Annotated in this window: 14 protein-coding genes; all 14 read right to left on the minus strand. The window is 69.0% G+C overall.

The genetic code is table 11. The features are described 5' to 3' along the window. Positions 1-228 precede the first annotated feature (228 nt). Entirely contained in the window at positions 229-1,884 is a 1,656-nt protein-coding gene (locus ABZU43_RS13805) for a ricin-type beta-trefoil lectin domain protein (RefSeq protein WP_355006873.1), read from the minus strand. A 302-nt stretch (positions 1,885-2,186) separates the two neighbouring features. Continuing rightward, entirely contained in the window at positions 2,187-3,173 is a 987-nt protein-coding gene (locus tag ABZU43_RS13810) for a LacI family DNA-binding transcriptional regulator (protein WP_355006874.1), read from the minus strand. Between the two features lie 410 nt (positions 3,174-3,583). Beyond that, entirely contained in the window at positions 3,584-5,704 is a 2,121-nt protein-coding gene (locus ABZU43_RS13815) for an RICIN domain-containing protein (protein WP_355006875.1), read from the minus strand. Positions 5,705-6,046: 342 nt separating this feature from the next. Beyond that, positions 6,047-7,549 carry an L-arabinose isomerase gene (gene araA / locus ABZU43_RS13820; protein ID WP_355006876.1) on the minus strand — a complete coding sequence of 501 codons (1,503 nt, stop codon included), beginning with the start codon at positions 7,547-7,549 and terminating at the stop codon, positions 6,047-6,049. A gap of 26 nt (positions 7,550-7,575) precedes the next feature. Further along, on the minus strand, positions 7,576-8,565 hold the full coding sequence (gene yjfF / locus ABZU43_RS13825; RefSeq protein WP_355006877.1) for a galactofuranose ABC transporter, permease protein YjfF: 990 nt from the start codon (positions 8,563-8,565) through the stop codon (positions 7,576-7,578). After that, positions 8,562-9,632, minus strand: a complete 1,071-nt coding sequence (locus ABZU43_RS13830; RefSeq protein ID WP_355006878.1) for an ABC transporter permease — start codon at positions 9,630-9,632, stop codon at positions 8,562-8,564. Before ABZU43_RS13830 ends, yjfF begins: the two co-directional genes overlap by 4 nt. Beyond that, complete coding sequence (locus ABZU43_RS13835; protein WP_355006879.1) at positions 9,629-11,170, minus strand: sugar ABC transporter ATP-binding protein; 1,542 nt, start codon at positions 11,168-11,170, stop codon at positions 9,629-9,631. The genes ABZU43_RS13830 and ABZU43_RS13835 overlap by 4 nt, the downstream gene beginning before the upstream one ends. 188 nt (positions 11,171-11,358) lie before the next feature. Next, positions 11,359-12,357, minus strand: coding sequence for an ABC transporter substrate-binding protein (locus ABZU43_RS13840; RefSeq protein WP_355007079.1), 999 nt, complete (start codon positions 12,355-12,357; stop codon positions 11,359-11,361). A gap of 137 nt (positions 12,358-12,494) precedes the next feature. After that, a complete protein-coding gene (locus ABZU43_RS13845; protein WP_355006880.1) occupies positions 12,495-13,187 on the minus strand; it encodes an L-ribulose-5-phosphate 4-epimerase in 693 nt (230 codons plus the stop codon). Beyond that, complete coding sequence (gene araB / locus ABZU43_RS13850; protein ID WP_355006881.1) at positions 13,184-14,866, minus strand: ribulokinase; 1,683 nt, start codon at positions 14,864-14,866, stop codon at positions 13,184-13,186. The genes ABZU43_RS13845 and araB overlap by 4 nt, the downstream gene beginning before the upstream one ends. Before the next feature lie 1,354 nt (positions 14,867-16,220). After that, positions 16,221-17,009, minus strand: a complete 789-nt coding sequence (locus tag ABZU43_RS13855; protein ID WP_355006882.1) for an ABC transporter permease — start codon at positions 17,007-17,009, stop codon at positions 16,221-16,223. After that, positions 17,006-17,983 carry an ATP-binding cassette domain-containing protein gene (locus ABZU43_RS13860; protein ID WP_355006883.1) on the minus strand — a complete coding sequence of 326 codons (978 nt, stop codon included), beginning with the start codon at positions 17,981-17,983 and terminating at the stop codon, positions 17,006-17,008. The genes ABZU43_RS13855 and ABZU43_RS13860 overlap by 4 nt, the downstream gene beginning before the upstream one ends. A gap of 33 nt (positions 17,984-18,016) precedes the next feature. Continuing rightward, positions 18,017-18,859 (minus strand): DUF4097 family beta strand repeat-containing protein, encoded by an 843-nt coding sequence (locus ABZU43_RS13865; RefSeq protein WP_355006884.1) that lies wholly within the window; start codon positions 18,857-18,859, stop codon positions 18,017-18,019. Between the two features lie 73 nt (positions 18,860-18,932). After that, on the minus strand, positions 18,933-19,457 hold the full coding sequence (locus ABZU43_RS13870; RefSeq protein ID WP_355006885.1) for a hypothetical protein: 525 nt from the start codon (positions 19,455-19,457) through the stop codon (positions 18,933-18,935). Between the last annotated feature and the right edge of the window lie 49 nt (positions 19,458-19,506).

Here is a 19,506-nt window from a genome sequence, read left to right on the forward strand (position 1 = left end):
TCAACACCAGATCCGAAATACCGGTGTCACGGTCTCGTAACGGAGCATCCAGGCGATCGTAGCCATGTGGCCGATCCGCCGGAGGGGCAGGACGCGGCAACTCAGCGTGGTCGTCCGCAGCACTCTACAGACGGATGCCCGCGGACGACATCTGTCGTCCGCGGGCACCAGCACCACCGTCGGATCAGGTGGGCCGCCTCGACCTCGGCGGTCGGCGACCCCGGTCGGCTATCGCTGCGACCACCGCTGGTTCGCCGCCGCGGTGCAGGTCCAGAGGATCACCGTGGTGCCGTTGGCCGTCGCGTTGTTGTTGACGTCCAGGCAGAGCCCGGTCTGCGCGTTGCTGATCGTGCCGTTGGCGTTGACCGCCCATTGCTGGTTGGTCCCGCCGTTGCAGTCCCAGATCTGCACCTTGGCGCCAGCCGCGGCGTTCGACGGCGCGTCCAGGCACTTGCCCAGGGCCTGCAGGGTCTGGCCGCTCCTGGTCCAGCGCTGGTTGGCGGCGCCGTTGCAGTCCCAGATGACCGGCTGCGTGCCGTTCGTCGTGTTGCTGTTCGGCACGTCGAGGCAGCGGCCGGAGGAGGCGCTGGCATACGCGCTCGACGTGGTCGGCGGCGGCGTCGTCGGAGGAGTCGTTCCGCCACCGCTGACCCGGTACACCACGGTCCCGTGCGCGGGGACGCTGGCGCTGATGGTCCCGCTGCTGGTGCTGGTGCCGCCGGTCCACGCGTCGACCAGGGTGAACGACGAGCCGGACTTGCCGATGGCCGCGGCAGTGGTCGAGATCGTCGTCGTCGAGCCGCCCTGGTTGAGAAGGGCGACGGCGACGTCACCGTTGGCGAGCCGCTTGGCCAACACCCGACGCGTGCCGTCGAACGACACCTGCGCCCCCTGCAACCCGAGCGAGTCCTGGTTGATCGCGATCAGGTTGGCGTTCTTGAGGATGGTCTGCGTGGCGGCGTTCATGTTCCGCACGTCGTTGCCGGCGATCAGCGGAGACGCCATGATCGCCCACATTGCGAAGTGGCTGCGCATCTCCGTGTCGTTCATGCCACCGCGACCGATCTCCATCATGTCGGGGTCGTTGAACCCACCCGGGCGCGCGTAGGACGCCAGCGGAACGGTCACGTTGATGATGTTCTGGATGCCCATCGGGTACCCGTTGCTCTGGCCGGTGTCCCACGCGTTGGTGATGTCCTCGGTGGTTCGCCACATGTTCGCCACGTCGCCCCAGTTGCGCTGCGGGCCGGTCTTGGCGTGGATGCTGTTGGAGTTGATGCTGTAGACGATCGGTCGGCCGGTGGCGGCCAGCGCGTCACGCATCTTGGCGAAGGTGGTCACCTGGTCGTTGATGCTGCCCTCGGGCGAGCACCAGTCGTACTTGAGGAAGTCGACACCCCAGGCGGCGAACTGGCGCGCGTCCTGCACCTCGTGGCCGCGGCTGCCGGTCGCGCCGGGGTAGGCGCCGAAGTACTGGGCGCAGGTCTTGTCGACCGGCACCTGGTAGAGGCCGAACTTCAGGTTCCGGGCGTGCAGGTAGTCGCCGAGCGCCTTCATTCCGCTGGGGAACCGGGTGGGGTCGCCCTGGATGTTGCCGGAGCTGTCCCGGTTGGGGTTGAACCAGCAGTCGTCGACCACGACGTAGTTGTAGCCCAGGTCGCGCATGCCGCTGCTGACGATCGCATCAGCCGTCTGCCGGATCAGCGCCTCGTTGATGTTGCAGCCGAACGAGTTCCATGAATTCCAACCCATGGGGGGCGTACGCGCCACGCCGTTGTCGAGTGCCTGCGCCGCCGGGGCGCGGAGGCCGACGAGGGTTCCGGCGAGCAGTATTCCGGCCGCCAGTACGCTCCCCCAGCGACGACCTCGGGCATTGCGGTTCATCGAGCCTCCTGTTGGTGACGCCCGCCCGTGATTACGATCTCTGGTCGGTACGCCGATAGTTGGGTGCCAATTTTTGTTAGCGTTAACAGAGACGCCCATCATGTTACGGCGACATTTCACGAGGTTCAATACCTCCACCGCTCTGCATCGCTAGACATCGATTGGTCACACTCTGCAACCCATCGAGTCACGTCTTATCAGACGAGGAAGGCGGAAATTCGCGCACGCTGGCGTGGACCCATACGCGCTGCGGTGGGACTGCTCCCCGCACCACGCGGGGCGACCTGCGCCTGCTCCGACGGTCAGTGACGAGGTGGAGCGACGCTCTCGCGGGCGACCAGAGCGGGGGCGATGGTCTGCCGCAGCGCCCCGCTGGTGCCCGACTCGATCTGCGACAGCAGCATCTGCAGGCTCGCTCGCGCCACCGCGTCGAAGTCCGGTCGGACGGTGGTCAGCGGCGGAATGAAGTACGCCGCCTCCGGCACATCGTCGAAGCCGACCACGCTGATCTCGTGCGGCACCTGTCGGCCGAACTCGTGCAGCGCCCGCAGCACGCCCAGCGCGAGATGGTCGTTGGCGGTGAAGACGGCGGTGACCTCCGGCATCCGCGCCAACATCTGCCCGCACCGGTAACCCGAGGCCGCGGACCAGTCCCCCGGCATCGGCGGCGGCGGATCCAGCCCGGCGGCCAGCAACGCCTGCCTCCAACCGTCGATCCGACCCACGCTGTCGAACCAGTCGGTCGGCCCGGAGACGTGCCAGACGGTGCGGTGCCCGGCGTCGAGCAGATGTTGCGTCGCCGCCCGGGCGCCCGCCACCTGGTCGACGGTCACCAACGGCACCGGCCGACTCGGGTCACCGTCGACCGTGACCAGCGGGACATCCTTGGGCAGGCGCTCCAGCGCCTCACCGGCCGACTCGACCGGGGCGATGACCACGATGCCGGCGACCCGGTGCGACAGGTGCCGCTCCACGGCTGCCGAGATGGAGCGGTGGTCCAGGTTCCGCACGCTGCCGACGCTGACCGCGAAGCCCTCTTCGGCGGCGGTCTGCTCCAGCGCGGCCAACAGCGAGGCCGGACCGTAGAGCGTCGTGTTCTGCGCGACCACACCGATGACCTGCGATCGACCGGTCACCAGGGCGCGTGCCGCGCCGTTGGGGCGGTAGCCGAGTTCGGCGATCGCCGCGCGTACCCGAAGCCGGGTCTGCTCACGGACGTTGGGGTGCCCGTTGAGCACCCGCGACACCGTCTGATGGGAGACACCGGCGAGACGAGCAACGTCCGTCATCGCGGGACCGTGGACGGCCATTTCGCTCCCCCCGCTACATCTCCGGCCCGCGGCCCGTCGACGTCGACTGGAGCGGTCCGGCCCGATCCCCCTCGCTCAGTCACCACGCCGGTGCTGAATCCCAGGTGACCAGCGCTGGATCGCCGCCAGTCTACGCCAGCAACGACCCCGGACACGGCATGGCTGTGCGGGGACCGCCCGACGCGCCGAAGCCGTACAACGCGGTGCCGTCGGAATCCCGCACCAACCGGTACGGGACATGGCCCTTGTGTGGTGCGCCGGCCTGTTCCTCGCTCCTGGACAGAGCGCGGAACAGGCCGGCGAGGACCTGACGCGGTGGCGCGGGCAACACATGCCGCCAGGCCTGCGTCGCAGCGCCACCGGTCAGAGCGATCGTCGTGTGATCGGTGTCACGGGGTGGTCAGGTCGAACCGCCGCACGGTGACCGCGCCACCGAGCGCCTGCGTCGCGTGGTTGAACATGGCAAACCGGTAGCCCATGAAGAACTGCCAGTTGTTCGCCAGTGTCAGGGCGCTGCCGAACGAGGTGAAGTTCACCCCGTCGGTGCTGTACGAGAAGCGTGCCTGTCGGCCGGAACCTGGTCTGATGTCGGCGTTGGCGCGCAACCAGATCCGGCCACCGGAGACGGCGGTACTCGCCACCTCGCTGCCGGTACTTGTGGTGTTCCAGCTGCCGTCCATCGTCAGACCGTTCTGCATGACCAGCCGGGTGGAGCCGTTGTCGCGTCGGATTCCGATCCAGGCCGACGAGTTGCGCAGCACCGCCAGGCCGGTGCGGTCACCGTCGCGCATGGTGGAGTAGTCCAACTCGATGGTCGCGGTCGAGGTGGGACCCTGGATGCGGTGGGTCAGCGTGTTGCGCGCCTTGTACAGGTCACCGGTGACGGTGGCGGTCTGCAGGTTCAGGCCGTTGTTGACCGACCACTTGCTGTTGTCCGGGTTGTGGTTCCACTCCCACTGCGGGCCGAGCGTGGTGCCGGCGAACGTGTCGGTGCCGGTGAGCGGCTTGACCGCCCGGGGCGGGGCGGGCAGATTCGGCTTCGGGTACGAACTGCCCCACGCGCCGTTGACCGTCTGCAGCACGGGCCAGCCGTCGCCGGTCCAGGTGATCGGGGCCAGGGCCGGCATCCGACCACCGGGGTACGCGTCGACGAAGGACATGTAGTACCAGTCCCCGTTCTGGGTCTGCACCAGCCCACCCTGGTGCGGCACACCGCCACCGGAGATCGGGCCGGGCAGGTTGAGCAGCACCTGACGCTGCTCGTACGGGCCGAACGGGCCGTTCGTCGACTTCAGCACGTACTGGCCGTTGGCCGGGCGGGTGAGCCAGATGTAGTACGCGCCGTTGCGCTTGTAGAAGCGGGCGCCTTCCAGCGTCCCGATGCTCGACGGCGTCTGGTACACCTGCTGGGCACGAACCTGGGACTTCCCGTCCGCGGAGAGCTGCGCCACGCTGATGGTGCCGTTGCCGTACGCGACGTACGGGGTGTCGTTGTCGTCGAACAGCAGGCCGGCGTCGTAGTAGCAGTTGGGGATTGTGGCGTGCTTGCTCCACGTGCTGTCGACGGCGGACGCGGTGTAGATGTGGGTCTGCGCGAAGTCGATGCACCCGGCCCAGTAGTACTGCCTGTTGCTCGGCCGGTAGTTGAGCGTCGACGCCCAGATCCCGTCGACGTACGCGTTACCGCCGCTCATGTCGTACTTCGAGCCGAAGTCGAGCCGGGGCACGGCGTGACCCGCGAACTCCCAGTTCACCAGGTCGTACGAGCGCAGGACCGGCGCGCCGGGCGAGTAGTGCATGGTGGACGACGTCAGGTAGTAGACGTTGTCGACCCGGATGATGTCGACATCGGCGAAGTCCTGCCAGATGGCCGGGTTCGAGAACGTACCGTTCGACGGGGGCGGCGTGGTGGGGGGCGGCGTCGTGGGGTCGGTCCCGCCGTCGACCCGGACGAACTGCCACTGCTGGTTGGTGCCGTTCCAGTCGTCGTACTGCACGATGTTGCCGCCGTCGGCGGTCGAGGCGCCCTGCACCTCCATCACCTTGTTGCTGTTCCGGTTGATCAACCGGACGTAGCCACCGTCGGAGTCGGCAAGCCGGAACTGCTGGTTGGTGCCGTTGAGGTCACTCCACTGAACGATGCTGCCACCGTTGGCGGTCGAGAAGCCCGAGACGTCCAGCACCTTGCCGGAGAGCCGCGACTTCACCCGGTAGTAGCCACCACCGGAGTCGACGAACTGCCACTGCTGCTGGTTGCCGCTGTTGCGGGTCCACTGGGTGATCCGCGCGCCGTCATTCGTCGCCAGGTTGTAGACGTCCAGGGCCTTGCCGCTGTTGCGGTTCACCAACACGTACCACGCATTGGTGTCGACCGTCGCCGCTGACGCGGGCGACGAGGCGACGGCTGAGGCCGCGCCACCGACCACCAGCGCCATCGCGGCGACAGCAAGTCTCGACAGCCACCCGCGCCGACGGGGCGCACCCCGGGGAACCCGACCGATGGAAAGCATGATCCTCCTCTGCTGACGCGAACCGAGCGATCTGGGTCGGCGTCCGCGGCACCGGGCGGGGCGCCGATCTGACCGAGCCCGACCATGTGATCGCTAACACCGCCAGCCCGACAGTGACGGCGACGAGATGCCGAAACCGGGAGAGGTGGGGAGCGCGCGTGGCCGGACAGGCAAAGACATCGACCATCTTGGCTATAGACTGTGAGCGATAACATGCTGTTAGTCAAGCCGTAACACAGCCGCCTCGCGTCGCTGCCAGGACCACACGCGAACGGGTGGTCCACCCAGCCCGCAGGCAGGGATGGACCACCCGTGTCGAGGGGGGCCGTCAGGCCGCGCTGATCAGAAGCCGCGAGCCAGCCGGTGGTAGGCCTGGTTCCAGCGCAGCTCGTCGGCGAAGCGGCGAGGCTCCGTGGCGGCGTCGATGACGACCAGCTCGGTGCGGCTCATCTCCGCCAGGTCGTGCAGCTCCTCCACGCCCACCGCCTGCGACAGGACGGTGTGGTGCGGGGCGCCCGCGGTGATCCACGACTCGGCCGAGACCGGCAGGTCGGGGCGCGGACGCCAGACGGCACGGGCAACCGGCAGCCGGCGCAGTGGTTGCGGCGGGGCCACCACGTCGATCTCGTTGGCCACGAGCCGGAAGCGCTCCCCCATGTCGGCCAGCCCGAGCACCACGGCCGGACCGGCCGCGGCGTCGAACACCAACCGGACCGGGTCCTCCCGGCCACCGATGCTCAGCGGATGGATCTCCACGTTGGGCACGTCGGAGGCGATGGTCGGGCAGACCTCCAGCATGTGGGCGCCCAGCACCAACTCGTTGCCCGGGGTGAGGTCGTAGGTGTAATCCTCCATGAACGACGTGCCGCCGCTCACGCCCACCGACATCGCCTTGAGGGTGCGGACCAGGACCGAGGTCTTCCAGTCGCCCTCACCGCCGAAGCCGTAGCCGTCCGCCATCAGCCGCTGCACGGCGATGCCCGGAAGCTGACGCAGCCCACCGAGATCCTCGAAGTTCGTCGTGAAGGCCCGGAAACCACCGGCGTCCAGGAAGGCGCGCATGCCCAGCTCCAGGCGCGCGGCGTACCGCAGGGAGTCGTGCTGCTCGCCGCCGGGCAGCAGCGCGCCGACGATGCGGTAGGTGTCCTCGTACTCCTTGACCAGGTCGTCCACCTGCGCGTCGGTGACCTCGCCGACCACCTCGACCAGGTCGTTGACCCCGTAGGTGTTGACCGAGACCCCGAACCGCAGCTCGGCCTCGACCTTGTCGCCCTCGGTCACCGCGACGTCGCGCATGTTGTCACCGAAGCGGGCCAGGCGCAGCGACCGCATCGCCGACCAGCCCAGCGCGGCGCGGGCCCACGCCCCGACCCGGCTGGTCACCCGCGGGTCACTGACGTGCCCGGCCACCGTCTTGCGGGCCACGCCGAGACGCGTCTGGATGTACCCGAACTCGCGGTCGCCGTGGGCGGCCTGGTTCAGGTTCATGAAGTCCATGTCGATGTCGTTCCACGGCAGCAGAACGTTGGCCTGGGTGTGCAGGTGCAGCAGCGGTGTCTGCAACGCGTCCAGACCGGAGATCCACATCTTGGCCGGCGAGAACGTGTGCATCCAGGCGATGACCCCGACGGCACCCTGAGCGGCGGCGTCCCGGCAGACCTGCAGAATCTCACCGCTGTTGGTCAGGACGGGCTTCCAGACCACGCGGGCGGGAATCTGCGGCGAGTCGTCGAGCGCGGCCGCGATCTGGCGAGACTGCTCGGCCACCTGGCGGAGCGTCTCCTCGCCGTACATGCCTTGGCTGCCGGTGAGGAACCAGATCTCGGGTTCGGTGTGTGGTGCCATGGAGTTGCCTTCCGCGAGAGGGGCGGTCACTTGTAACGGATTCCGATGAGGCGCTGAAGCAGGATGAACGCGAAGAGCAGACCGCCAATCACGATCTTGGTCCACCAGGAGTTGAGGCTCCCGTCGAAGGTGATGAGAGTCTGGATCACGCCGAGGACCAGCACGCCGAGCACCGTGCCGAAGACGTAACCCGCGCCGCCGGTGAGCACAGTGCCACCGATGACGACGGCGGCAATGACGTCCAGCTCCATCCCCACGGCGATCAGCGGCGCGCCGGAGAGGGTGTAGAAGGACAGCAGGATCCCGCCGATGGCCGAGCACAGACCACTGATCGTGTAGACGGCGATCCGGGTCCGCCCGACCGGCAGGCCCATCAGCAGCGCCGACTGCGGGTTGCCGCCGATGGCGTACACGTTGCGTCCCAGCCGGGTGTAGGCCAGCACGTACGCGGCGATGACGACCACCACGAAGGCGATCAGCACGCTGATCGACACGAAGTTGCCCCGCGGGTCCCCGATCCGCTCCTGCGACATCGAGGTCCAGAACCCGTCGGTGATCGGGATCGACGCGCCGGAGATGAAGGTGCACATGCCCCGGGCGAAGAACATCCCGGCGAGCGTCACGATGAACGGCTGGATCTCGAAGAAGTGGATGACGCAGCCCATCAACAGGCCGAGCGTCGGACCGATGAGCAGGGCGATGACCAGCACCAGCGCCGCCGGCATGCCGTCCTGCAGCAGCGCGGCCGACACCATCGCCGTCATCGCGACCACCGAACCGACCGACAGGTCGATGCCCCCGGTGAGGATCACGAAGGTCATGCCCACCGCGACGACGAGCAGGAAGCCGTTGTCGATGAAGACGTTGAAGATGACCTGGACGTTGGAGAACGCCGTGTACTGCGAGACGCCGATGCCGTACATCACCAGCAGCAGGGCGAGCGTCGCCAGGACCGGTATCTGCTTCCTCGGCAGCCGGAACCGGGTACGACCGGCGGTAAGCGTTCCAGTGGTCATGCCGGCACCTGCTCCTTCGGCTTGTCGGCGATGGTGGCGGGCGGCGGGACGTTGCGCCTACGTCGGCTGAACCGGGCCCGGAAGGCCGGCGCCTGGATGAGGCAGACGGCGATGACGACGACCGCCTTGAACAGCAGCGAGGTCTGCGGCGAGATGTCCATGGCGTACACCGTGGTGGTCAGGGTCTGGATGATCAGCGCGCCGATGATCGTGCCACTCAGGAAGAACCGGCCGCCCGCGAGGGACGTACCGCCGATGACGACAGCGAGGATCGCGTCCAGCTCGACCCAGAGGCCGGCGGCGTTGCCGTCGGCGCTGGAGACGTTCGCCGTCATCATGAAACCGGCGACCGCGGCACACGCGGCGCTGATCACGTACGCCAGGAAGATGACCCGGCCGGACCGGATGCCGGCGAGCCGGCTGGCCATGGCGTTGCCGCCCACCGACTCGATGATCATGCCGAGTGCGGTGCGACGGGTGAACGCGGCGACGAGCAGGGCCGCGGCGAGCGCGATGAAGATGGCCAGCGGCAGCGTCAACGCGTGGCCCAGGCCGATCGCCCGGTACGGCTCGGAGTTGATGGTGATGATCTGACCCTCGGTGATCAGCTGGGCGAGACCTCGGCCGGCGACCATCAGGATCAGGGTGGCGATGATCGGTTGGATCCCGATCACGGCCACCAGCACCCCGTTCCAGGCGCCGAGCACGAGCGCGACGCCCATCGCCATCGCGAGGGCGGTCACCACCACGCCAAGGCTGTTCTGGTCGGGCTGCTTGCTGATGTACATGCAGGCGATCGCGCCGCTGATCGCGCAGAGCGAGCCCACCGACAGGTCGATGCCGCCGGTGGAGATGACCAGGGTCATGCCCAGCGCGACGAGGATCAGCGGTGCGCTCAGCCGAAGGATGTCGACCGGCGTGCCGTACAGGTGCCCGTCCTTGAGCTCGACGGACAGGAACCCGGGCCGGTAGATCGTGTTCGCGGCGAGCATGACGAACAGCACGGCGGCGGGCCAGAACAGCCGGTGACCCATCATCGTCCGATAGCGGCTCATGGTGTCGTTCATCGGTCTGCCTCCTCCCGGTGGGATCCGCTGGCGATGGTCTGCATGACGCGGTCGGCGTCCAGGCTCTCGTCGTTGGCGAGCTGCGCGACCATCTGCCGGTCCCGCATGACGGCCACCTTGTGGCTGAGGCGCAGCACCTCCTCCAGCTCGGCGGAGATGAACAGCACCGCCATGCCCCCGTCGGACAGCTGCGTCACGAGCTTCTGGATCTCGGTCTTCGCGCCGATGTCGATGCCCCGGGTCGGCTCGTCGAGGATCAGCAGTCGCGGCTCGGTGATCAGCCACCGGGCCAGCAGCACCTTCTGCTGGTTGCCGCCGGAGAGGTTGCGGACCGGCACCTCCGGGTCGGCGGGCCGGATGTTGAGGGCCTTGACGTACTTGTCGACCAGCTCGTCCTGGCGGCGACGCGGAATGGGCCGCAGCCAGCCACGGGCCGCCTGCATCGCGAGGATCATGTTCTCGCGGACCGAGAGGTCCGCGACGATCCCCTCGGCCCGGCGGTTCTCCGAACAGAAGCCCACGCCGTGGTCGATGGCCTGCGCGGGGGTGCGCAGGCTGCTCGCCGTGCCGTCGATCGCCACCTGGCCGCCGTCGCTCCGGTCGGCGCCGAACAACAACCGCGCGACCTCGGTACGCCCCGAGCCCAGCAGGCCGGCCAGGCCCACCACCTCGCCAGCGTGGATGGTGAGGCTGAACGGCTCGACCGCTCCCGCCCGACCGAAGTTCGACACCGCCACCAGGGGGGTGCCCTCCTCCAGCGCGGCCAGGTCCCGCCGGGAGTGTTCCTCGATGCCCTCCAGGACGTCGAGCTCCTTGCCGATCATCTTCTCGACCAGGGAGAGCTGGGGCAGCTCGGTGGTGAGGTACTCGCCGACGAGCCCGCCGTTGCGCAGCACGGTGATCCGGTCGGCGATCTCGTAGACCTGGTCGAGGAAGTGGGTCACGAACAGGATGGCGATGCCCTCGTCGCGCAGTTGCCGCATGATGCGGAACAGCTGCGCCACCTCGCTGGCGTCGAGGCTGGACGTCGGTTCGTCCAGGATCAGCACCCGGGCCTTGATGTCGATGGCGCGGGCGATGGCGACCATCTGCTGGATCGCGAGCGAGTACGAGCCGAGTGGCGCGCTGACGTCGAGGTCGAGGTCGAGGCGGGAGAGCAGGTCTCGGGCCCGGCGGCGAACCTCACCCCAGCGGACGGCACCGAAGACCCGGGGCTCCCGGCCGATGAAGATGTTCTCCGCCACCGAGAGGTTGGTGCAGAGGTTGACTTCCTGGAAAACGGTGCTCACACCGGCCGCGGTCGCCTGCATCGGACCGGTGAACGACACGGCCTCGCCGTCGAGGGTGATCGCGCCCTCGTCGGTGTCGTAGACGCCGGTGAGCACCTTGATGAGGGTGGACTTGCCGGCGCCGTTCTCGCCCATCAGGGCGTGCACCTCGCCGGGGAAGAGCCGGAAGTTGACGTCGTGGAGTGCGCGCACCCCGGGGAAGGATTTGCTGATCCCGGTCATCGTCAGGACCGGACGGCTATCCGTCATCCCATCAGACCTCTTCTGGGTTCTCGACACGGAAGGGCCGCTACGCTCCCGCCACGCCCGCCCGGTCGTCCGTGGGGGACGCTCGGGCGGGCGTGGTACGGGGGTCGTCGCGGGCCAAGCCCGGTCCGTTTCGGGTAGGGAAGCGACGCGGCGGGGCCGCCACGCGAACGCGGCGACCCCGTCGTCGATCAGTACTTGCGGTTGGGCAGAGCTTCCTTGGCCTGCTCGGTCGTGAAGGTGGTCTCCTCGGTCTCGATCCGAGCAGGCACCGTCTCGCCGGCCTTGACCTTCTTGGCCAGGTCCATCAGCTGCGGGCCGAGCAGCGGGCTGCACTCCGCGATGAAGTTGAACTTCCCGTCGGCGAGAGCCTGCATGCCGTCCTTGACAGCGTCGATCGTGATGATGGTGATGTCCTTGCCCGGCACCTTGCCAGCGGCGGTGATCGCCTCGAGCGCGCCCAGGCCCATGTCGTCGTTGTGCGCGAACAACACGTCGATCTGCTTGTTGGCCTTGAGGAACTGCTCCATGACCTGCTTGCCGCCGGCGCGGGTGAAGTCACCCGTCTGAGAGGCGATGACCTTCAGGTTCGGGTTGGCGGCGATCGCCTCACCGAAGCCCTTCTTGCGGTCGTTCGCCGGTGCCGCGCCGGTGCTGCCCTGCAGCTCGACAATGTTCACCGGACCCGAGGCGGTCTTCTTCTGCTCGACCAGCCACTCGCCCGCGAGCCGGCCCTCCTTCACGAAGTCCGAGCCGAGGAAGGTCTTGTACAGCGACTTGTCGGCCGAGTCCACCGAGCGGTCGGTCAGGATGACCGGGATGCCGGCGTCCTTGGCCTCCTTGAGCACGGTGTCCCACCCGGACTCCACCACCGGCGAGAAGGCGATCACGTCGACCTTCTGCTGGATGTAGTTGCGGATCGCCTTGATCTGGTTTTCCTGCTTCTGCTGCGCGTCGTCGAACTTCAGCTCGATGCCGGCCGCCGTGGCGGCCTCCTTGATCGAGATGGTGTTGGCGGTACGCCATCCGCTCTCCGCACCGACCTGGGAGAAGCCCATCGTGATCTTGCCGTCGTCCTTGGTGCCACCGCCACCGCCGGTGTCACTGTTGCCACAGGCCGCCACGCCGCCGACCAGCAGCACGCTGGCGAGGACCGCGGCAGCGCGCCACCGAACGGACTGCGTTCGCATCTTTCCCATCGAATCTCCTTGGCTGGATGTGGTGGGTAACCGCGCCGACCGCAGAGGTGCGAGAAGCGGCGTACGCGGGTGGTGCGTGCTGGTGCGTCGTGGTGCAGACCGACGGGTCCCGGGTCTTCGGTGCAGGGTCAGGAACCCGTCGGTGCGACTGGTTGTTGGCCGTAGACGTTCTGGTAGCGGTCGTAGAGCGAGTCGATGTCGGCCTGCGCCATCGGGACCGGCTGCCCGAGGGTGTGGGCCAGGTGCGCGGTACGCGCCACGTCCTCGCACATGACCGCTGCCTTGACCGCCGCGCGGGCGTCACGGCCGATGGTGAACACGCCGTGGTTGCGCATCAGCACCGCCGGCGAGCGGTGCCCGGCGAGCGTGGCGACGATGCCCTTGCCGATGTCGTCACCGCCGATCAGCGCGAACGGGCCGATCGGGATCTCCCCACCGAACTCGTCGGCCTGGGCGGTGAGGTGGCAGGGGATCGACTCCCCACACGCGGCCCAGGCGGTCGCGTACGAGCTGTGCGTGTGCACGACCCCACCGACCTCGGGCATGGCCCGGTAGACGTAGGCGTGGGCGGCGGTGTCGCTGGACGGGGCGAAGTCGCCCTCGACGAGAACGCCGTCGAGGTCGCACACCACCATCGTGGCCGCGGTGAGGTCGTCGTAGCTCACTCCACTCGGCTTGATCACCATCAGGTCCTGGCCGGGGACCCGCGCGGAGACGTTGCCGGACGTCCAGGCGACCAGGTTGTACCGGGTCAGCTCGGCGTGCAGGCGGGCCACGGTCTCGCGCAGCTCGGTGATCTGTCGGGTCACCTCGGCGTTCACGCCACCACCTCCAACGGGGCATCGTGGGTGGTCGCGGCGGTCTCGACCGCCGCGTTGCGGATCGCCCGCAGGCGGAGCATGACGTCGTTGCCGCCACGACCGAAGTGGTCGTGCAGCGTCCGGTACTCGGCGTAGAGGGCGTCGTAGGCGCGGGCCCGCTCGGGGTCCGGACGGTAGACGGCCTCGTGCACCCGACCCATGGCCTGCGACGCCTCGTGGATCGAGGGGAACTCGCCGGCGGCGACGGCGGCGTGGATCGCCGAGCCCAGCGCCGGCCCCTGCGCCGAGGCGATGATGTTCAGCGGTCGCCTGGTCACGTCGGCGTAGATCTGCATCAGCAGCGCGTTGTTGGTCAGACCACCGGCGATCACCAGGTCGTTCACCGGGACTCCGGCGTCGACGAACGCCTCGATGATCATCCGGGTGCCGTACGCGGTGGACTCCAGCAGGGCCCGGTAGATGTCCGCCGGCCGGGTGGCCAGGGTCATGCCGACGATCATTCCGCTGAGGTCGTGGTTGACCAGCAGGGAACGGTTGCCGTTCCACCAGTCCAACGCGATCAGGCCGTGCGCGCCGACGGGCTGACTCGCGGCCAGCTCGGTGAGGCGTTCGTGCGAATCGACGCCAGCCGGGGCGGCGTGCTCGACGAACCAGCCGAAGATGTCACCGACACCGCTCTGCCCGGCCTCGTAACCCCACGCGCCGGGGCTGATGCCCCCATCAACCACACCGCACATGCCGGCCACCTCGGCGACCTCGGCGCCGTTGACGACGTGACAGGTCGAGGTGCCCATGATGGCGACCAGCCGACCGGGTTGCACCGCCTGCGCGGACGCCGCGGTGACGTGCGCGTCGACGTTGCCGACGGCCACCGCGATCCCCTCCGGCAGGCCGGTCCAGGCGGCGGCCTGGGCGGTGAGCGCGCCGGCCCGGGCCCCGAGGGGCAGCAACGGGCCGTCCAGCTTGGCCACGAAGTCGCCGAAGTTGGGGTTGAGAGCGGTCAGGAAGCCCTCGGAGGGGTAGTGACCGTCCTGCAGGATGCCCTTGTAGCCGGCCGTGCAGACGTTGCGGGTCTCGGTGCCGCAGAGCTGCCAGACGATCCAGTCGGCGGCCTCGATGAAGCGCTCGGCCCGGTCGTAGACCTCCGGGTCCTCCTCCAGGAGCTGCAGGCCCTTGGCGTACTGCCACTCGGCGGAGATCTTGCCGCCGTACCGGCCGATCCACGGCTCGGCCCGCTCGTGGGCGAGCGCGTTGATCCGGTCGGCGTGCGGCTGCGCGGCGTGGTGCTTCCACAGCTTCACCCAGGCGTGCGGTCGCTCGCGCAGCTCGGGCGTCTCGCACAGCGGGGTGCCGTCGGCGAGCGTCGGCAGCACGGTGCAGGCGGTGAAGTCGATGCCGATGCCGACCACCGCCGCCGGGTCCACCCCCGCGGCGGACAGTGCCGCCGGGACGGCGTACCTCAGCACGTCGCGGTAGTCCTGCGGGTTCTGCAGGGCCCAGTCCGGGGGCAGCGTTCGGCCTCCCGGGAGAGCCGTACTGATCACGCCATCGCCGTACTCGTGCACCGCGGTCCCCAACTCGGCACCATCGCCGACACGGACCACCAGAGCTCGCCCGGACAGGGTGCCATAGTCGACACCGACGACGTAGCGGTCGTCAGCTCCGTCCACACGGTTCATGTTCACCTCCACCGTTAACGGGGATAGTGTTAACGCTCACATCCAGCCTCGTCAAGACATCTACCCGCAACAGCTCCGTAACGGAACGCCAAAGGCGGACCGACTCGGGAGGGTAGATAACGAACCGGCGCATAACCACCATTTCGCCCTCAACTGCGGCAGCCATCTGACGATTGAGGCCCGCGCCGGGTACGAACGCCGCCCGGAGAGCCGCCAACAGGGCGACGTGACAGGTCTGGTCCGCCGCACATTGCGACATCGCCGTCCGATAGCGGCCACTTCTCCCCCGGAGATGATGGCAGCGATAACATTCCCGAGGCGTCACGGTCGCGTGCTCGGGTCCGCCCGACAGCCATCGACGACCATGCTGGCTCTTGGCTGAGCGCCCCCGGAGGGCGACCCACCCGACGCGAAGCCGGGCCACCGTCCGGTGTTATCGATAACATTCAACGTATTGGTGTGCCCGCGCCGCCCGGTCGCCCCGCGCGCCCGACGGCGCGTCGGGCGACCCGGAGGCAAAGCTCCACTCGGGCTCTCTTTCACGTCGCGGGGTCGCGGCAGAGTGATCGGCCGCGTTCGAACCGGCCACCGCGGCCTGGTCGACCTCGGCCAACTCGGCCCACGCGGCCCACGCGGCCAACGCGGCCCACGCGGCCAACGCGGCCCACGCGGCCCACGCGGCCCACGCGGCCCACGCGGCCAACTGACGTTGGCTCAGGTCGCGCAGCTGGCGTTGATGCCGCGCGGCAGCACCAAGCAGGGTGACAAGGCGAGTCGATGACATCCCGGCATCGTGGACCACGGGCGAGATGCCCGCGATCCCGCTGCGGCAGGTCGGCGACTTGCGGCGCGATCCGCGCGCCCCAGAATCGCCGAGCGCGTGACCTGGGGGGCCTCACTCCGATGAGCGTGATGTCTGTGAGTCATCACGATGACTTACAGACATCAGGCTCATTAGCGGATGTGGTTCCAGCGCTCGTCCCTGGCTAGCCGTTGGGCCTGACGGCCAACGGCGGCGGGGCAGTCCGCGGGCGGGGCAGTCCGCGGCGGGGTGGCAGGGGCGGCGCGGGGTGGCAGGGGCGGCGCGGGGTGGCAGGGGCGGCGCGGGGTGGCAGGGGCGGCGCGGGGTGGCAGGGGCGAGGCGAGGCGGGGTGGGGCGCGAGGCGGCGTGCTTCCGAACGCCGGGTCGAGCACGCACTCGCGCCGCTGACCCGACGACCCGCCGACCCGCCGGCCCGCCGCCCAACCTCACACTCGCGCCGCCGGTCGCGCGACGCCACGAGCCGGCGGCCCGACCCCTGTGGGCCGAGCCGCCGGCTCTCCGCTGCGGTGGTACCGGGACGCGCCGGTCGGATCAGGCCGTCCGGTTGCGGTTGTACAGGGCCTTGGCCCACAGGAAGCCACCCACTGTGATGACGGCGCACCAGACGACCGCGATGATCCCGTTGGCGCCGATCCCGGTGCCCAGGAGCAGGCCGCGAAGGGTCTCCATGACGGGCGTGAAGGGCTGGTAGTCCGCGAACAGCCGCACGGCGGTCGGCATGGAGTCGGTGGGGACGAACCCGCTGCCGAGGAACGGCAGGAGGATCAGCGGCATGGGCAGGTTGCTCGCCGTCTCGACACTGTCACTGACCAGGCCGAGGGCGACGGACAGCCAGGTCAGCGCAAAGGTGATCATGGCGAGTACGCCGACCGCCGCGAGCCACTCGACCGCGTTCGCGTTGGGCCGGAACCCGACCAGCAGCGCCACGACGGTGACGGCCGCGAGGCTGAGCATGGTCTGCACCAGGCTGCCCAGTACGTGACCCGTCAGGACTGACGGTCGGAAGATCGACATCGTGCGGAACCGGGCGATGATCCCCTCGGTCATGTCCATCGCGACCGAGATGGCGGTGCCCTGCGCTGCGCTGACCACTGTGATGAGCAGGATGCCGGGGGTGACGTAGTTGGCGTACTGGGAGCGGCCGCCGGACGGGCCGAGACCGGCGCCGAGCGTGCCGCCGAAGACGTAGACGAAGAGCAGCAGGATGACGATCGGGATGCCCATGAGCAGGAACGTCATCGACGGGTACCGCCGCATGTGCAGCAGGTTTCGCCGCAGCATGGTGCTCGAGTCGCGGACGGCGAGGGAGAGGGTGCTCATCGCGCGGGAGCCCTTTCGTTGTCGGGTCGGCTGGCCCGGGTGTCGGGCTGCCCGGTGAGGGTGAGGAAGACGTCGTCGAGGTCGGGGGTGTGCACGGAGAGCCCCGCCACGCTGATCGAGGCGTCGTCGAGCTGGTCGAGCAGGGATCGCAGCGACCCGACCCCTCCGTCACTCGGCACCTGGAGGGTGAGCGCCGCGTCGTCGCGGGTGGCGGCCTCGAACGTCCGGGCCGCCGAGTCGAGCCCCTCCTGGTCGGCGAACTGCAACACGACGTGGCCGCCCGGGATGAGCCGCTTGAGCTCGCGGGGCGTGCCCTCAGCGATCAGCCGGCCGTGGTCGAGGAACGCCACCCGGTCGGCGAGCTGGTCGGCCTCCTCCAGGTACTGCGTGGTGAGCAGGATGGTCACGCCCTCGGCGGCGAGTGCGCGGATGATGTGCCACATGGCCCGGCGGCTGCGCGGGTCGAGGCCGGTGGTCGGCTCGTCGAGGAAGATGACGCGGGGCTCGCCGACCAGGGTCATCGCGAGGTCGAGCCGGCGGCGCATGCCGCCGGAGTACGTGGACGCAGGCTTGCCCGCCGCCTCGGTCAGGTCGAACTGGTCGAGCAGGTCGGCGATCCGCCGCCGACCGGCGGCCCTGTCCAGGTGGCACAGGTCGGCCATCAGGGTCAGGTTCTCCCGACCGGTGAGCAGGTTGTCGACGGCGGAGAACTGGCCGGTGACGCCGATCAGCGCGCGTACCGCGTCGGGTTCCCGGGTCAGGTCGTGGCCGAAGACACGGGCGTTACCGCCGTCGGCGTCGATCAGGGTGGAGAGGATCTGCACGGTGGTGGTCTTGCCGGCGCCGTTCGGACCGAGCAACGCGAAGATGGTGCCCTCGGTGATCATCAGGTCGATGCCGTTCAGCACGACCTTGTCGCCGTAGGACTTACGCAGGTCGGTGGCGACGATCGCGGGGTTCATGGAACTGGTCATGGTCTCCTCATCTGTGGTCGGCGGGTCGGTGGGTCAGGCGCGGCGGATCATGATGTCGCCGAAGGAGGTGTTCGCCCGGACCTCGACCGTCTCGTCGGTCTGCGCCGGGCTGTCGGTCGACTCCAGCGCGTTGTGCACACGGCCGTGCTTGGAACTGACGTCCAGCCACGCGGCCGTCCCGCGACGGATGCCGACCTCGATGGCGCCGTAGGAGGTCTGCAACTCGACAACCCCCCGGACGACCTCGCCCAGCCGGAGGTTGCCGTAGGCGGTACGGGCCGTCACCGAGGCCAGTGCGCTGTCCACCGTGACGTCGCCGTAGGCCGTGTTGATCCGGACGGCGCCGCCACCGCTACCGATCCAGCAGTCACCGGAGGAGTTCTTGATCTCGGCGCTGCCGTCGACGACCCCGAGACGCACCTTGCCGGACGACACCTTCACCCGGGCTGAGCCGAGGACGCGCTCGGCCGCGACCTCGCCGTGACTGGAGTCGATGTCCAGCTGCCCGGTCTCGTCGAGCCGGATGTTGCCACCGGTCTTGATGCGGCACTCGCCGAGCCGACCCTCGCAGCGGAACGCCGCCCACGACGACTCGGCCTGTACGCCCGATCCGGTCGGCAGCTCGATCAGGACGTCGACCGACGGTCCGGCACCGAACCCGTAGCGACGCCAGCTCTTCGGCACCCTGACCACCAGCTGTCCGGCGGCGTACTCGACAGTGGTCTGCTCCGCGGCACTCAGGTCGGCCTTGCTCGACGGGTCGCGGGGCCGCACGGTCACCACCGTGTCGGTGCGGTCGCTGGCCGCGATCCACACGTCCCCGACCGGGATCTCGATCCGGGCGAGAATCGCTTCTGGCGTGTCGAAAACAGGCATGGTGGTCTCCCGAAAGGTGGTCGGCGAAGGTCGCCGCTGGTCAGCGGCGTGATGAGGTGGGGTAAGTGGGGGGTTAGCGGGCCCAGCCGGTGAAGTGCTGGCCGGAGCGTGGCTCCGGACGGCGGGGCGGACGACGCTCCGCCTCGCCCCCACCGATGGCACCGGCGACGGCGCGCACCAACCAGGCGTTGACGGAGAGCCCGGCGCGCCCGGCGGCCTCCTCGACGCTGGCCTTCAGGTGGTCGGGCAGCCGCAGGTTGATCCGTGAGGTGCCGCCCTCGTCACCCTCGGGCGCGGACACCGGCACCGACAGCGGCGGCGGGCCGCTCGCCTCGCTCGCCGCCTCGACCGGCAGGTTGGCGGGTGCCACCACGAAGTCGGGCTCGCGCCCGCGCAGCCGAACGTGCACCGAGCCCGGTGCGAGGTCGCGGGTGATCTCGTCGGCCGCGTCGGACAGCGCTTCGAGCAGCGTGAGACGGGTGGCCGCCTCCAACTGCGCGAAGAGTCGTTCGGCCAACGCCCGGGCCTCCGGGTCCACGCCCTCCGCGGCCACGGCGAACTCGTTACGCAGGTTCTCGACGTATGACCTCAGCTCCATGGCACCATCATGGCACCATTTTGGCTCAGAGCGCAACAGTCATGGCTCA

Origin of the sequence: Micromonospora sp. NPDC005205 (assembly GCF_040608275.1) — a bacterium.
In the GTDB taxonomy this organism is placed as follows: domain Bacteria; phylum Actinomycetota; class Actinomycetes; order Mycobacteriales; family Micromonosporaceae; genus Micromonospora.

Coding starts and splice junctions, on each gene's coding strand:
- ABZU43_RS13805 (WP_355006873.1), bottom strand. CDS start 1,884: ATGAACCGCAATGCCCGAGGTCGTCGCTGGGGGAGCGTACTGGCGGCC.
- ABZU43_RS13810 (WP_355006874.1), bottom strand. CDS start 3,173: ATGACGGACGTTGCTCGTCTCGCCGGTGTCTCCCATCAGACGGTGTCG.
- ABZU43_RS13815 (WP_355006875.1), bottom strand. CDS start 5,704: ATGCTTTCCATCGGTCGGGTTCCCCGGGGTGCGCCCCGTCGGCGCGGG.
- araA (WP_355006876.1), bottom strand. CDS start 7,549: ATGGCACCACACACCGAACCCGAGATCTGGTTCCTCACCGGCAGCCAA.
- yjfF (WP_355006877.1), bottom strand. CDS start 8,565: ATGACCACTGGAACGCTTACCGCCGGTCGTACCCGGTTCCGGCTGCCG.
- ABZU43_RS13830 (WP_355006878.1), bottom strand. CDS start 9,632: ATGAACGACACCATGAGCCGCTATCGGACGATGATGGGTCACCGGCTG.
- ABZU43_RS13835 (WP_355006879.1), bottom strand. CDS start 11,170: ATGACGGATAGCCGTCCGGTCCTGACGATGACCGGGATCAGCAAATCC.
- ABZU43_RS13840 (WP_355007079.1), bottom strand. CDS start 12,357: ATGCGAACGCAGTCCGTTCGGTGGCGCGCTGCCGCGGTCCTCGCCAGC.
- araB (WP_355006881.1), bottom strand. CDS start 14,866: ATGAACCGTGTGGACGGAGCTGACGACCGCTACGTCGTCGGTGTCGAC.
- ABZU43_RS13855 (WP_355006882.1), bottom strand. CDS start 17,009: ATGAGCACCCTCTCCCTCGCCGTCCGCGACTCGAGCACCATGCTGCGG.
- ABZU43_RS13860 (WP_355006883.1), bottom strand. CDS start 17,983: ATGACCAGTTCCATGAACCCCGCGATCGTCGCCACCGACCTGCGTAAG.
- ABZU43_RS13865 (WP_355006884.1), bottom strand. CDS start 18,859: ATGCCTGTTTTCGACACGCCAGAAGCGATTCTCGCCCGGATCGAGATC.
- ABZU43_RS13870 (WP_355006885.1), bottom strand. CDS start 19,457: ATGGAGCTGAGGTCATACGTCGAGAACCTGCGTAACGAGTTCGCCGTG.